The organism is Alloacidobacterium dinghuense (genome assembly GCF_014274465.1).
GTDB classification, from domain to species: domain Bacteria; phylum Acidobacteriota; class Terriglobia; order Terriglobales; family Acidobacteriaceae; genus Alloacidobacterium; species Alloacidobacterium dinghuense.
Window position 1 is genome coordinate 905612 of sequence record NZ_CP060394.1, and the last position, 14291, is coordinate 919902.

Annotated in this window: 10 protein-coding genes; 8 read left to right on the plus strand and 2 right to left on the minus strand. The window is 57.8% G+C overall.

Features of this window, described 5'->3' with window-relative positions; translation table 11 throughout:
* Positions 1–873: 873 nt before the first annotated feature.
* Together H7849_RS03725 and H7849_RS03730 are read left to right on the plus strand one after the other, a co-directional pair.
* Positions 874–1860 carry an alcohol dehydrogenase catalytic domain-containing protein gene (locus H7849_RS03725; protein ID WP_186744244.1) on the plus strand — a complete coding sequence of 329 codons (987 nt, stop codon included), beginning with the start codon at positions 874–876 and terminating at the stop codon, positions 1858–1860.
* A gap of 76 nt (positions 1861–1936) precedes the next feature.
* The gene (locus H7849_RS03730; protein WP_186744246.1) at positions 1937–2557 is read left to right on the plus strand and encodes a hypothetical protein; all 621 of its coding nucleotides are present in this window, start codon (positions 1937–1939) and stop codon (positions 2555–2557) included.
* On the opposite strand, the gene H7849_RS03735 is transcribed toward H7849_RS03730, so the two are convergent.
* On the minus strand, positions 2548–3363 hold the full coding sequence (locus H7849_RS03735; protein ID WP_186744248.1) for a TrmH family RNA methyltransferase: 816 nt from the start codon (positions 3361–3363) through the stop codon (positions 2548–2550). The two genes, H7849_RS03730 and H7849_RS03735, sit on opposite strands and share 10 nt — an antisense overlap.
* A gap of 69 nt (positions 3364–3432) precedes the next feature.
* On the opposite strand from H7849_RS03735, the gene H7849_RS03740 reads away from it, so the two are divergent.
* Both H7849_RS03740 and H7849_RS03745 read left to right on the plus strand, forming a co-directional pair.
* Positions 3433–4077 carry an L-threonylcarbamoyladenylate synthase gene (locus tag H7849_RS03740; protein ID WP_186744250.1) on the plus strand — a complete coding sequence of 215 codons (645 nt, stop codon included), beginning with the start codon at positions 3433–3435 and terminating at the stop codon, positions 4075–4077.
* A gap of 137 nt (positions 4078–4214) precedes the next feature.
* A complete protein-coding gene (locus H7849_RS03745; protein ID WP_186744252.1) occupies positions 4215–4841 on the plus strand; it encodes a YdcF family protein in 627 nt (208 codons plus the stop codon).
* A gap of 636 nt (positions 4842–5477) precedes the next feature.
* Here H7849_RS03745 and H7849_RS03750 read toward each other — a convergent pair.
* Positions 5478–6344 carry a DUF92 domain-containing protein gene (locus H7849_RS03750; RefSeq protein WP_186744254.1) on the minus strand — a complete coding sequence of 289 codons (867 nt, stop codon included), beginning with the start codon at positions 6342–6344 and terminating at the stop codon, positions 5478–5480.
* A 212-nt stretch (positions 6345–6556) separates the two neighbouring features.
* Between H7849_RS03750 and H7849_RS03755 the strand changes: the two genes are divergently transcribed.
* The 4 genes from H7849_RS03755 (at position 6557) to H7849_RS26675 (ending at position 14195) form a co-directional block, all read left to right on the plus strand.
* Positions 6557–8038, plus strand: a complete 1482-nt coding sequence (locus H7849_RS03755) for a YncE family protein (protein WP_186744256.1) — start codon at positions 6557–6559, stop codon at positions 8036–8038.
* Positions 8039–8209: 171 nt separating this feature from the next.
* Positions 8210–10279 carry a glycoside hydrolase family 20 zincin-like fold domain-containing protein gene (locus H7849_RS03760; RefSeq protein ID WP_251106589.1) on the plus strand — a complete coding sequence of 690 codons (2070 nt, stop codon included), beginning with the start codon at positions 8210–8212 and terminating at the stop codon, positions 10277–10279.
* A 16-nt stretch (positions 10280–10295) separates the two neighbouring features.
* Positions 10296–11798, plus strand: coding sequence for a sodium:solute symporter (locus H7849_RS26670; protein ID WP_251106590.1), 1503 nt, complete (start codon positions 10296–10298; stop codon positions 11796–11798).
* Positions 11799–14195, plus strand: coding sequence for an exo-beta-N-acetylmuramidase NamZ domain-containing protein (locus tag H7849_RS26675; RefSeq protein WP_251106591.1), 2397 nt, complete (start codon positions 11799–11801; stop codon positions 14193–14195).
* Positions 14196–14291 lie beyond the last annotated feature (96 nt).

Consider the following 14291-nt stretch of genomic DNA (forward strand, 5'->3'; position numbering starts at 1 on the left):
CTACCGGCTTGGCGATGGCCTTCGCTTCAATACCGATAGAAACATGCTGACCGGGATCTCTTGCTTGCTCTCTTAACTGAAAGTAGAGTATCTCCCGCCAAAAACGTCTTCAGGTCATCCGGGTCAACCTCTGCCACAGGTTCTCCCGGATTGCTTAGGAATGAAGGCGGATTTTCCAGAGCATCGCTCACTGATTACGACTCCCAAAAACTAGCGCGGCTGAGAATCGCCGGAACATGGCAGTTTCAGCATAGCGCTATTCTGGGCGCGGTTCCCTGAAACCAAGATATGAAAGTGCCGGATGCATGTCTTAAGAATGTTCAGTGAAGTTGGCGTGTCACCGACAATACGGAACTTTGCCGTGGACCGAGAAGCTTCCGGGTTGACAATACGTCCAAGCCTCCAGCGAACTTCTCGCACGACTGCTGCGATGAAGCAGCGAAGTATTGAATTTCCACTCGTCAATAATCCCAGGGGCTTGGGCTTGACACAAGCAGTACTGCGGCGCCCTCACCATCACAGGTGCTGCCGGAGATACTATAGTTCCCGCTGAGTTCGCTTCCATCCTGGCTCAGGGTTCCGACGAAGGCGAGAGTGCCGTTGCCGGTCTCGAATTCGAGGCGCACAGACGAGCCGAGAATGAAACTCTTTCCTCCTGCCCGATGTCGAGTCCTTTCTTCCCGGCGAAGAACGGACAAGGACTCCTGCGTAAGGCGTAAAATGAGCGTCAAAAGTGCAGCGGCGTCATCGACCTTCATCCCATTGGCCCGCAGGCAGCGAAGGGGCGCGTTCCCTCGAGCATCAAGATCTTCACGGGCCTCAAAGACAATCGCATTTCATCGTTCCAGTTTCATCGCTCCAGGAGGAAAAGATATGAAAGCCGCAGTTGTACCCGCCGCGAACAGTTCCTGGCAGATCAAAGATGTTCCTGAACCTCAACCGGGACCAGGTCAAGTGCTGGTGAAGATGCGCGCAAGCGGCATCTGTTACACAGATGTGCACCAAACGCTCGGACACCTTCCCGGACAATTTCCCAGAGTCCTTGGCCACGAGCCGGTGGGCGAGATTGTCACCGTGGCTGCCGATGTGACCACTCGCAAGGTAGGTGACCGCGTCGGGTCGGCATGGGTTCAGTCCACCTGCGGACGGTGCGAATGGTGCCTGCGCGGGCGCAGAATGTTCTGCCCCTTTATGAAGGGCACCGGGGCCGATGTGCAAGGCGGCCACGCCGAGTACATGCCGATGAACGCCGATGCTACATTTCTGATTCCCGACAAGGTTTCCTTCGAGCAAGCTGCGCCGATCTTTTGCGCCGGGTATACGGTTTATAGTGGGCTCCGCTGGGCTGATCCGCAGCCGCACGAGCGCGTGGCTGTACTTGGAATCGGCGGGCTTGGGCACCTGGCGGTGCAATACGCGAAGGCTGCGGGCTTTGAGACCATCGCGATTTCGCACTCACCCGATAAGGACAAAATGATTCGCGAGTTCGGTGCGGATGAAGTTGTCCGCGACGGAAAGAGCCTTGCCGCAGCGGGCGGCGCTGACATCATCCTCAGCACCACTAATTCGACCCCATCCATGGTAGACAGCATTCAGGGCCTGCGCCCGGATGGCCGGTTTATCGTTATGGGCGCCGACGCGGAACCGCTTACTGTCTCGGTGATCGAGTTGCTCTTCAAGCGCATCAAGATCATCGGCAGCCAACAAAATGGCCCCGAATATCTCTACGAAGCCCTAGATTACGTAGCTCAAGGAAAAGTTAAATCGGTGATTGAAACTTATCCATTGGCCGAAGCGACGAAGGCTTATGAACGCGTTGCGGAGGGCAAGGCGCGTTTCCGCGCCGTCCTGACGATGTAATCGGCAACTTTCTTGCGAGTGCCGGAGTTCGCGGTATGCCAGCTTGCAGCTTGTGCCGGCATTGTTCGGAAAGACCATGATGCGCTTAATTGTTTGTGCGCTTTTGTTTGCTTTGGTGTTGCTTGTGCCGTCTGGATGGGCGCAGGAGGATTCTCCGCAGCTGGTGCGGATTGGGAGTGGGCTGTTCAGCCTGCATGGGACTGATGCCGGTTCCGACACGCAGTATCTGCGGTATTTTCTATTGGCTGATTCCGGGGAAGAGGCTATGCCGCAGTCGGCTCCGACGCTTGTGATTGAATGCACGCAGGCTCACAACCGGCGCGAGCTTCACTTCTTTGTGAACTTTGGCGGAGTGGAGGATATCGCTTTTACGCCGCCGTTCAAGCCGACACCGACCGATCGATTTCCGCCGGCGAATCCAACGGTTGCTTTCAGGATGACCTTTGAGGGCTACATGCGTTCGAAGCCCTTCAAACGGTCATGGGAGCAGCTGCCGAACGGCAACTATAAGTATCGGAATCCGGGAGCTGACAGTTTCAATCTGGATGGGCCGCGCTATTTTATGCAGTATCTGAATTCGTTGCCGGGGTTTCGTGTGGTGGCGATGAAGCCTGAGCGGGGGAAGCCTGCTGAAGTTTTCTTTCAGACGAAGCCGCTGCTGGAGATGGTTTCGCGCGAGGCGCTGTGTCAGCCATGATGCGCGCGCTGGCGGCTGGCTTCGTAGAGCAGGATGCCGGCGGCGATGGCGGCGTTGAGGGATTCGACGGGGCCGGGGCTAGGGATGGTGATGCGGTCATTGCACTGGCTGACGAGTTCGGGAGGCAGGCCGCTGCCTTCGTTTCCGATGAAAAGAGCGATGGGCTGGGTGAGGTCGAGCTGGTGCGCGGGTGTGCCGCCTTCGACGGTGGTGGCGGCGGAGCGGATGGAGAAGGAGCGGAACGCGGAGAAAAGTTCCTGGGTGGATGCGGGAATGACGGGCAGACGGAACGCAGATCCGGCTGAGGCGCGGAGGGCTTTCGAGTTCCAGATGCTGACGGTGCCGGGCAGGGCGACGACGGCGTTGGCGGCGAAGGCCTCGGCGGAGCGGACGATGGCGCCGAGGTTGCCGGGGTCCTGGAGTCCGGCAGAGACGACGATGAGCGGGTGGCGAGCGGCGAGAATTTCTTCGAGGGCGAGTGATGGGGCTTCGGCGAGGGCGGCAATGGGCTGTGGGGTTTCGGTAGTGACGGCGCTGGCGAAGATGTCGGGCGCGAGTTCGATGATTTCGGTGTCGGCTCGCACCACGAGGTCGTTGAGCAGGTCGAGGCTGCCACTGCGGATGAAGAGGGTGGCGATATGCAGGCCGCTGCGGAGGGCTTCTTCGACGAGGTGCTGGCCTTCGAGGGCGATGAGGCCAGAGTCAGTCTTTTCGCCATTTCGAAGGGCGGCGCGCAATTCTTTTACCCGGGCGTTCTGCCGGCTTTGTACAATGCGAACATGCGCGTGATTTGAAGCCGCTTGCATGGGTGCGATTCTACCGTGTCCCTGCCGGTTTCCGTCTGCCTCACGTGTCGTATTCCAGAAGGAGTAGCCTTGTCAGCGGAGATTTTGCGCATACATCCGGATGAACCGGAAAAGGAGCGCGTTGAGTACGTTGTTTCCTGCCTGCACAGCGGCAAAGTGGTCGGGATGCCGACGGACACTTTTTATGGGCTGGCCGTGGATCCGGTGAACCTGCGCGCGGTAGAGCGTATTTACGAGATCAAAGGCCGGCTGAAGCACAAACCGCTGTCGCTGCTGATTGACAACGTGTCGCAGGCGTATGAGCTGGCGCGCGATCTGGATGCAAATTTCGACAGGCTGGCGGAGAAGTTCTGGCCGGGTCCGTTGACGCTGATTGTGAAGGCGAGCTCACGATTGCCATTGCGGGTGACGGCGAATACGGGCAACGTGGCGCTGCGGATTCCGGATGCGGCGATTCCGCGGGCGATTGCGAATGTATTTGGATTGCCAATTACGGCGACATCGGCCAACCTGCAAGGTGCGCCGGAGTGTGCGTATGCGGCGTGCGTGCGCGACCAGATCGGTGATCGGATTCCTCTGATTGTGGACGGCGGGCCGACGGGGCGCAGCCTGCCGACGACGATTGTCGATCTTTCCGGCGGCGAAAACAGCTGGCAGATTTTGCGTGAAGGCGCGATTGCGACGCATGAGATTGCGCTTGTTTTGCATCCTTAGCGGAGAAAATGAATTTCGAACCGAATGAACCGGGGGTTAAGCCCTTTCGATTTCTGTCCTGGTTCACCGGGCTGAGGCCCGGTGCTTTTACCTGAAGAAGCATTTTCGAAGCGTTTTTAGGCTTTGATTTGAAGTCGATGATTGTTCCGGATACAAATCTGCGGCAGAGGAGCGCGGGCGGCAGTCTGCTGCGACGCGTGATCGTGCTGGTATTGATCATCGTGGTGGGATGGATTGCCTGGGTCTACGGTCAGATTCGTTACTATGCCGATCGCGATGAGGCGAGCGCGGCGGATGCCATCGCCGTTTTTGGCGCGGCAGAATACGACGGGCGTCCTTCTCCGGTGCTGCGGGCGCGGCTGGATCATGCGCTCGAACTTTATGGCCGCGAGTTGGCTCCGCTGATTATTACGCTGGGTGGGAGCGATGTGGGCGATCAACACTCGGAGGGCAGCGTTGGGCACGATTACCTGCTGGCGCATGGTGTGCCGGAGACGGCGATTATTGCCGAGACGCAGAGCGAAAACACGGAAGAATCGGCTGCGCGGCTGGCGAGGATTGCGCGGGCGAATCACCTGAACCGCGTGATTGTGGTCAGCGACGGGACGCACCTTTTTCGTATTCACGCGTTGTGCGAGAAGGTTGGGCTTACGGTTTATACATCGCCGCGAGCGGTGGCGCGGAGCATCGGTTGGCAGGATTCTTTTTCGCGCATGGCGCATGAAATTATCAGCTATACGGCTTGGAGATTACACCTGCACTGAGCCGACATTATTGAGAATCTTCACTGCGCTTCCGGCTTCGTTCAGAATGTCGTTTTTTGGCTGTCATCCCCCTGACAAAAGAGAAGCAGGGAAAAGCCCGGGGCTGAAGCCCCTTTTGTTGAGGTCCTAACGCGGGGCTGAAGCCCCGCTCTTTCACCCGTCGCCCTGCTTCGCAGGACAAATGGTCCAACTCCAACATCCCTCAAAGGGATCACCATTTTTTCCTAATTGCATTTTGTGCTGGTGCTTGAGGTGGCTCTGGGAGGGTTCGTGCTTTCCCACCCTGACTGCGTCAGGATGGGGCACCCTTTTTCGTGATCTCGCCGAGGGGAGCTGAATCTTGCGTTGTTCAGGGGAAAGAATCGACATTGTGGAGATTCTTCACTTCGTTCAGAATGACGTTTTTTCCCCAATTGCATTTTGTGCTGGTGCTTGAGGTGGCTTGGGGAGAGTTTTGCTTTCCCACCCTTCGCTACGCGAAGGATGGGGCACCCCTTTTCGTGCTGCTGCCTAAGAAAAGCAGATCCTTCGACGCCGCGCTGTCGCGCTCCGCTCAGGATGACAGCTCTTAAAGAGGTCTTGTTTCCCATCCTGTCGTGAAAAAGTGCGAAGGGATGGGCATCGTTTTTCGGGATCCTACTCGAAAAAGTGGCGAGACACGATCCAGCCGGCGGCGATGGCGGCGACCAGCGTTGAGAGGAAATTGACGGCGTCATTGTTGAGCCAGCCTCGTCGCTCGAAGACGGCGCCGAAAAGGCTGTCGGCGAAGAGGCCGAGGATTGCGCTGGAAAAGATCACTGCTCCTTGGCTTACGTTGAGACGGAAGGTCATGGCTGCGACTGCCGTGACGATGGCAGCGCCGATGCAGCCAATGGCTGTTCCTGCCAGGGTGACGCCGCCGTCGGTTCCTACGGGGACTGGCTTGAGAGTCGTGATCAGGAGCGGCTGGCCACCGAAGACCTGACCTAATTCGGAAGAGAGAGTGTCGGCGGCCGCTTCAGCCAGTGCTGCGGAGATGGCGGCGAGGGATGCGATGGCTGTTCGCGAGGAGGGCGCAAAAAGCTGCGTTGCTGTGAGCGGGATGGCGGCGAGTGCAGCTCCTCCGAGATTAGCGGCGACCTGCGCGGCGTTGCGTCCATGCCTGGCTTCGGCGGTGCCGAGCTGCTCCTTGCGGGCTCGACCAATGCGCGTGGCGGTCAAGGTGAGGATGAGCATGACGATAAGCGGGATGATCGGCGTGCGCCAGCCGGGCAAGCGCAGATAGAGGCAGGCGGTAATGATGGCTCCGGTTGCCGCTGCGTAGCCTGTGGCAGCGCGTGCCACCCAGACAACCAGACCGAAGACGATGCTGATTGCTGCCATCTGCAGGAGGACGGGATCGTGGAAGGCCCATGCATTCGCGACCCGGATGAATATCCAGATGCTGCAGGCAGGCACTACAATCAGGAGGAGCAGTTGCGATTGCCAGTGCAGGGATGGGCCGGAGTGGTTTCTCTGGTGCATGCGAGTTTTCCTGAGGTGTGTGGCAAATCGAAACGTGTGAGTGATTTACAATCTAGTTTTTAAGGCATTTTGTCTCGATTGTTGCAGGCTTTGCCGCAGTTTGCCAGTTGACCTTTTGCGGTTCGCCGAGGTCAGTGGAAGTGCACGGTTATGGCTTGAAGCGTCCTTGAAAGTGCCAGTGCGGGATTTGTTGCTGAATGAGGTGTCTGAGAGTGCGAAGTGTCACCGGGCCTAAGCGCCCATGGTTTGCCGCTGGGGCGCTGCTGGCTTTGGCGGGTGTGTCTGGTTGCGGCAACCAGTATCGTCCTGTGGTAACCCCTATACCCCCGACCGGTCCGGCGCCAGCGCCGACATCCTTCGTCGTTGCATTTTCCCAGCCGGGACTCACACCGGGTGGGACGGCTGGGCCGTCCAGTCCTTGTCCCACGAAACCTTATGGTCAGCCGGGAGTCGTGCAACTGGTCGATTTTTCTGGTGACAGCTTGATGGCGCTGGCTACGATTGGCAACGGACCGCTGACATTTGCACTGGACACCACTGGATCAACCGCGTACAGCACGAATTGCGATGGCACGATCAGCACGGTTCCGATCAGCACGACGCTGCAGACGAAGAATGTGCTTACTACGAGTTTGCCGGAGAATCCCGGCAATGTGAGTACGTTGCCGACGAATTTGCTGGCGACGGCTGCTGGGCAATATGTTGTGGAGCAGAACCGGACAGCGATCGGAGCGCTGACCGGCAGTCCATCTTCGCTTAAGCAGGAGATTTCGGTTGCTCCGAGCGTGACCAGTGTCATGGGTACGGCCGGCAGCCAATACATTTATTCGATCAGTCAAGGAAACAGCACCGACGGTAGTGGAGTTACATGGGGGCAATGCGATCCCAGTTCCGGCGCCGTACCCACGACGAATGGAGAGGTCGATGGAATTCTGGCATCGATCTATACCGTCAATAACCGCATTCCGGTTGGAATCTGCCCGGTGTATGGGGTTATGACGGCGGATACCCGGCGCGCCTTTATTCTGAACCGCACAAGCGGGACAGTTTCAGTCATCGACAGCTCGAAAAACCAGCTCGATACGACGGTTACGAATTATCTGACGGGCAATGGCACGATCCAGTGCAATCCCGGCACCAGCGTTTGCCTCGGAGCTGGTCCTGTCCATGCGGACCTGTACACTCCGGCCTCACTGCTGGTTACGGCAAACTACGATAGTGATTCGGTCAGCATCATCAGTGTGCCCATCAATGGAGCCGTGGAGGGCTATACCGACACGCCGAATTTTGGCCAGGTGCTGGCAACGGTGCAATTGCCTGCGGGAAGCCATCCGGCGGCGGTTACTGTGTTGCAGGATGGCAGCAGAGCCTATACCGCAAACGAGGGAACGGGCACCGTCAGCGTAATCAATCTTTCGAGCTTTACGCTTCAGGAAACGATTCCGGTGAACGGGCATCCGCGCTCGATCGCATCCACGTTCAACGCGCCGATTGGCAAGGTGTACACCGTGGCGCAGGACAGCCCTTACATGTCGGTGATCCGTACCGACACCGATATCGTTACAGCGTCGATTCTGTTGCAGGGCAACGGCGTGGATGTACACACGACGACGCAATATGCAGGCAGCAGTTCGACGACCACCGCGGCGAACTTCATTACGCAGAGCCGTTCGCCGGGATCGGGTGCTCCGTAGCCTGGGCTAATATTGATTGCTTCTCATGGGGCGCTCGATTTTTCGAGCGCCTTGTTGTTTATAGGGGCGAGATTGGATCGCTGGTTTTGCGTTTGAGGCTGCAATCGGTATGCTCTTGTCTTAAGTTCTTTTTGCAACGATGCAAACTTCTCTCTTGGAAACTTTGACACGGTGATCCGGACACTTTTTTGCTCTCTTGTTGTGGGTGTGGCGGTTTCGAGCGTAGCTGCCCAGGCACAGCGGCCCTCCCTGATTCCCGATCCGCGTGAATTTCAGAGCCGTGAAGACGTTGCGTTGTCTCGCGGTGTCTTGCTTTCAGCTCCAGAAAAAGATGCGGATGATTCGTCTGCCGCGGATGACCTGCTTGCGTTTTTGAAGGAGCAGGGGATTGCACGCTCAGGGAAGGGCGCGCATATCTATCTGCTGCGCGATAGTTCTGCGGCTGGGAAGCGCGCACTCGCGGGTGAGAAGCTCGCGATCGATGCTGCGATGCAGGATGAAGGCTATGTTCTGTTTACGTCGAAGAGCGGCGTGTATATCGTCGCGCATTCGGCGAGCGGCCTTTTCTACGGAGCGCAGACGGCGAAGCAGCTTGTTTCCGGCAATGGCGATCATGCTGTTTTCAAGGGATGCGCGATACGTGACTGGCCAGCGATGAAGTATCGCGGCGTGCATGACGATCTCTCGCGCGGGCCGGTGCCGACGCTTGAGTTCCAGAAAAAGCAGATTCGCACGTTTGCGGCTTACAAGCTGAATGTGTATTCGCCTTATTTCGAGAACACGATGCAGTATGCGTCGAATCCGCTGCCGGCATTGCCGGGTGGTTCGATGTCAAAGGCGGACGCTGCCGCTCTGGTGGAGTATGCGAAGCCGTATCATGTGACGATTGTGCCGGAGCAGGAGGCCTTTGGGCACTTGCACCACGTTTTGACGTGGCAGGAGTATGCGCATCTTGCGGAAGTTCCGAACGGGTCCGTGCTGGCGCCGGGGGAGGCGGGATCGCTCGAGGTGATTCAGCAGTGGTTCACGGAATTGGCTGCGGTCTTTCCGGGGCCGTTTTTGCATATCGGTGCGGATGAGACGTTCGAATTGGGGCAGGGAAAGACTGCGGATGAAGTGAAGCAGCGCGGGCTGGGCGCTGTGTATATCGACTTTTTGACGAAGATTCACGCGGAGCTTGCGCCGCTGAACCGGAGGTTGCTGTTCTGGGGCGATGTGGCGATGAATGATCCGGCGCTGGTGCCGCGGTTGCCGAAGGACATGATTGCGGTGGCGTGGCACTACGAACCGGAAGAGGATTTCAGCAAGTGGCTCGATCCTTATACAAAGGCAGGGATGGAGACGTGGGTGTCGCCGGGGGTGAACAACTGGAGCCGCGTCTATCCGAATAACAACCTCGCGCTCAAGAATATTCAGGGGTTTGTGGCAGCTGGACAGAAGGCGGGCAGCACAGGCGTACTGAACACGATCTGGAACGATGATGGTGAAGGGCTGTTTGCTGAAGACTGGTACGGCGTTCTGTTTGGGGCTGCGGCAGGATGGCAGCCGGGCGCGAGCGATATTGCCGAGTTCCAGAAAAACTATGGTGCAGTTTTTCATGATGATGCGACCGGGGATTTGGACCAGGCGCAGATGGCGCTGATGCAGGCGCATCTGGCATTCGAGAAGGCCGGGCTGGAAGATGCGAAGGATGGGCTGTTCTGGATCGATCCGTGGAGCAGCGAAGGGCAGGAGACGGCGGCGAAGATCAAGCCGGTGCTGGATGAAGTGAGAGTGGATGCGGAACGCGCGCTGACGTTGATTGCGCAGGCACGGCAGGCGGGGAAGCTTCGCGAGACAGATGCGGTGGATGCAATGGAGCTGGGGGCGAGACGGATGGATTTCATCGCGTTCAAGTTTCAGACGGCCAGCGATATTGCCGATACGTATCGCACGATTTATCAGGAGCAGAACGATCCCGAGGCGCGGAAACATATGTCGGGCAAGCTGTGGGGTCTTTCGGGCCGTGCGCTGGATCTGCGCGAGGGTTATGGATACATCCGGGACGAATTCAAGGACGCGTGGCTCAAGGAGAATCGGCCATATTGGTTGGATAATGTGATGGCTGAGTACGATGTGGCCATGCGGTTGTGGATCGCGCGCGCGGACAAGTTCCGGATGGCGCGCCAGCAGTGGAGCGAGACGCACATGCTTCCGCCGCCGGAAGCTGTTGGGATTGCGCAGGCTGCGGCGCCTAAATAGTTTGTAACTATTACTGATGCATATTCCGCTGCGTACAGTCGATCTGATTCTGGTGGTTCTTTACCTGATAGGGATCACGTGGTTCGGTCTGCGCTTTCGTAAAGATGGAGAGCGGTCGATCAAGAGCTATTTTCTGGCTGACCGGAATATTCCGTGGTGGGCGATCTCACTTTCGATTGTGGCGGCAGAGACGAGCACCCTGACGATCATCAGCGTGCCGGGAATCGCGTTCACCGGGGACTTCGGCTTTCTTCAGCTTGTGATGGGATATCTGCTGGGCCGCATTGTGATCTGCGTTCTGTTTCTGCCGCGGTATTTTCGCGGCGAATTGATGACGGCGTATCAGTTGATTGGCCAGCGATTCGGAACGCGCCTGCACCGGCTGACAGCGTTGTTGTTTCTGGTGATGCGGGCCGCGGCGGAGGGTGTGCGTGTCTTCGCCGTGGCCATTGTGGTTGGCGTTGCGCTGGGGACGGGGGATATTGCGTCCATCGTCATCCTGTCTCTGCTCACGCTGCTCTACACGTTTGAAGGCGGGATGAAGGCGGTGATCTGGACCGATGTGCTGCAGATGCTGCTGTATGTTGTGGGCACAGTGGTGAGCCTGTGGTCTATCTGCGGGCATATTTCGGGCGGAGCGCACACGCTGCTGTCGGTTGCATCTTCGGCTGGAAAGCTGACTGTCTTTCACTTCTCGCTGTCGGTCGCGCAGACGTATACGTTCTGGGCCGGCGTTGTTGGCGGTTGCTTTTTAACAATGGCGAGTCACGGAACCGATCAGTTGATGGTGCAGCGGCTGCTCGCGGCGAAGAATCTGCGTGAATCACGCATGGCGCTGCTCTCGAGCGGCGTTGTGATCCTCGTGCAGTTCACGCTCTTTCTGTTTATCGGCGCTGGATTGTTTGTTTATTACCGGCAACTGGGCGTGGCGCCGCACGTCGCGAGCGCGGATCGCATTTTTCCGCAGTTCATTGTGCAGCAGATGCCGGTTGGGATTTCAGGGCTGATGATTGCGGCGATTCTTGCGGCTGCGATGTCGAACCTGAGCGCGGCGCTGAATTCGCTGGCTTCCACTTCGATGGTGGATTTTTATCTTCTGCGGAGAACGAATGTGAGTGAGGCTGCGAAGACGCGGTTGTCGCGACTGATGACATTGGGATGGGCGGCGATCTTGCTGGCTTTGGCGATTGTTTCTCGCGGCAGCGGACATGTTCTGGAGATCGGGTTGTCGATTGCTTCGGTTTTGTGGGGTGGGATGCTGGGAGTTTTTCTACTCGGTACGCTCACGGAACGCGCGAATGAAAAGGGCACGATGATTGGTTTGCTTGCTGGATGCGTGTTGAATCTGCTGCTTTGGCGCCAGAGTTCGGAGATTCATGCGAGTGTGCTGGGGCATGATCTTGTTTTTCCAAAGGTTGCGTGGACGTGGTACGTCGCCATCGGTGCGGTTGTGACGTTCGGAATTGGCTATATGACGAGCCTCTTCAGTAAGTATGAGCGTGTCGGGAGTGCGATGTAGATGAGGATGTATCGCTGGTGGCTTCTTCTGGTTGTTGTTGTCGGTTGGAGCAGCGGCCGGTTATTCGCGCAGCGGCCCGACCTTTCTTCGCCCGACTTTTCTTCGATTGATGCGCTTGTCGATCAGGCGGTAGAGCAGAAGCAGATTCCGGGCGCGGTGGTTGAGGTTGGTCATGCCGGCCATGCGGTTTTCCGCAAGGCGTATGGGCAGCGTTCGCTTGAGCCTGTGCGAGAAGTGATGACGGTGGATACCGTCTTCGATATGGCGTCGCTGACGAAGGTGTTGATGACGGCGACGGCGGTGATGCAGCTTTGCGAGCGGGGGAAGCTGAGCTTCAACGATCCGGTGGCAAAGTATCTGCCCGATTTTGCTGCGAATGGGAAGCAGGACATTACGATTCGGCAACTGCTTACGCATTATTCCGGTCTGCCGCCGGATCTTTCACTGGAGCAGCCCTGGGAAGGGAAGAGCGAGGCGTTTCGGCAGGCTCTCGCTACGCAGCCGGCTACGCCCGCGGGTGTTCGCTTTGTCTATAGCGACATTAATTACATTGTGCTGGGCGCACTGGTCGAGAAGCTCTCCGGCATGCCGGAAGATGAGTATGTTGAGCGGAATATCATCGCGCCGCTTGGTTTGCAGAGTACGCGCTATCTTCCTCCTGTGGAGTGGCGGGACCACATTGCGCCGACGCAGTATGAACATGGCGTGATGCTGCGTGGAGTGGTACACGATCCGACGGCACGGCGGATGGGTGGAGTTGCCGGTCATGCGGGACTCTTCAGCTCGGCTGATGATGTTGCGGTGTATGCGCAGAATCTTCTGGACCGGCTTGCGGGGAATCCGAGCAAGTTTCCGGTATCGCGCGCGATCCTCGAGAAGATGGTGACGCCGGAGCAGCCGGCAACCGGCACGGCGCTGCGCGGCTTTGGCTGGGATATTGAGTCGCCATACTCGAGTAATCGCGGAGAGATTTTTCCGGTGGGGTCGTTTGGGCACACGGGGTTTACGGGTACTTCGCTTTGGATCGATCCAGTGTCCGATTCGTATTTGATTGTGCTGACGAATGCTGTACATCCGGATGGAGGAAAGAGCGTAGTTGCGCTGCGCAGGCAGCTTGCAGATGCTGCTGCGGCAGCGCTGGGCATTGTTCCTGATGGTGGGAAACTTTCAGCGAAGCTGACGGGCTATAACGAGTCGCTGAGCGGCATGCATCGCTGGGTTGCGCGCAATGGTGATGTGAAGACGGGGATTGATGTTCTGGAGGCGGATGGTTTTTCTGAGCTTCATGCATTGGCGAAGAAGCATGACGGGCATCTGCGCGCTGGGCTGCTGACAAATCAGACTGGCGTGGACGCGAGCGGGCGCAGGACGATCGACATTCTTGCCCATGCTGATGGGATTGAATTGAAGACACTCTTCAGTCCTGAGCATGGGATTCGAGGAGCCGAGGACACGGAAAATATCGGCAACGGAAGGGATGCGCAGACGGGACTGCCGGTTGTGAGTCTCTATGGGGCGACGGACGCGCAGCGCAGGCCACCGCTCGACGTAATGCGTTCGCTCGATGCGGTCGTCATTGATCTGCAGGATGTGGGCGTGCGCTTCTACACCTATGAGACGGTGATGGGATATTTTCTGGAAGCTGCTGCGAAGACAGGGACTGAGATCGTTGTGCTGGACAGGCCGAATCCGATCAACGGCGCGTTTGTGCAGGGGCCGCTTTCAGATAAGGGAAGGGAAAGTTATGTGGATTACATGCCTCTTCCTGTGCGTCACGGTATGACCATGGGTGAGCTGGCGCGCTACTTCAATGGCGAGCGTGACCTGCATGCTCCGCTGACCGTGGTGAAGATGGAGGGATGGCAGCGCGGCGACTGGTATGACTCGACTGGGCTGAGTTGGGTCAATCCTTCGCCGAATCTGCGCGACTTGGAGGAGGCGATGCTGTATCCCGCGCTGGGATTGGTGGAGACAACGAATATTTCGGTGGGGCGCGGAACGGACACGCCGTTCGAGATTCTGGGCGCTCCCTGGGTCGATGGGCGCAAGCTGGCGCACGATTTGAATGCGCGGTTCCTGCCGGGTGTGCGTTTTGTTGCCGTGGATTTTACGCCGCAGAAGCCTTATCCCTATGCCAGTGAGCTTTGCCATGGTGTGCGTGTGCTGCTGATGGATCGCAATGTGCTGGATGCGCCGGAATTAGGGATTGTGCTCGCGTCGGTTTTGCATAAGCTTTATTCGCAGGAGTACAAGCTGGAGCGGATCAATAGGCTGCTTGCGAACCAGCATGTGCTGGAGGCCTTGATGCGTGGGGATGATCCTTCGAAGATTGCTGAGGATTGGCGCGGAGAGCTGGAGGCGTTTGAGGCGAAGCGGAAGGCGGCTTTGCTTTACTGACCTTGAGGGTGAGCGTTCGACGGCCGTTTTGGGGTCTTGCTTTCCCACCCTGTCGCAAATGGCGCGACAGGATGGGGCACCCATTTTCGTGCTTCC

Coding starts and splice junctions, on each gene's coding strand:
- H7849_RS03725 (WP_186744244.1), top strand. CDS start 874: ATGAAAGCCGCAGTTGTACCCGCCGCGAACAGTTCCTGGCAGATCAAA.
- H7849_RS26675 (WP_251106591.1), top strand. CDS start 11,799: ATGAGGATGTATCGCTGGTGGCTTCTTCTGGTTGTTGTTGTCGGTTGG.
- H7849_RS03735 (WP_186744248.1), bottom strand. CDS start 3,363: ATGCAAGCGGCTTCAAATCACGCGCATGTTCGCATTGTACAAAGCCGG.
- H7849_RS03750 (WP_186744254.1), bottom strand. CDS start 6,344: ATGCACCAGAGAAACCACTCCGGCCCATCCCTGCACTGGCAATCGCAA.
- H7849_RS03745 (WP_186744252.1), top strand. CDS start 4,215: ATGATTGTTCCGGATACAAATCTGCGGCAGAGGAGCGCGGGCGGCAGT.
- H7849_RS26670 (WP_251106590.1), top strand. CDS start 10,296: ATGCATATTCCGCTGCGTACAGTCGATCTGATTCTGGTGGTTCTTTAC.
- H7849_RS03730 (WP_186744246.1), top strand. CDS start 1,937: ATGATGCGCTTAATTGTTTGTGCGCTTTTGTTTGCTTTGGTGTTGCTT.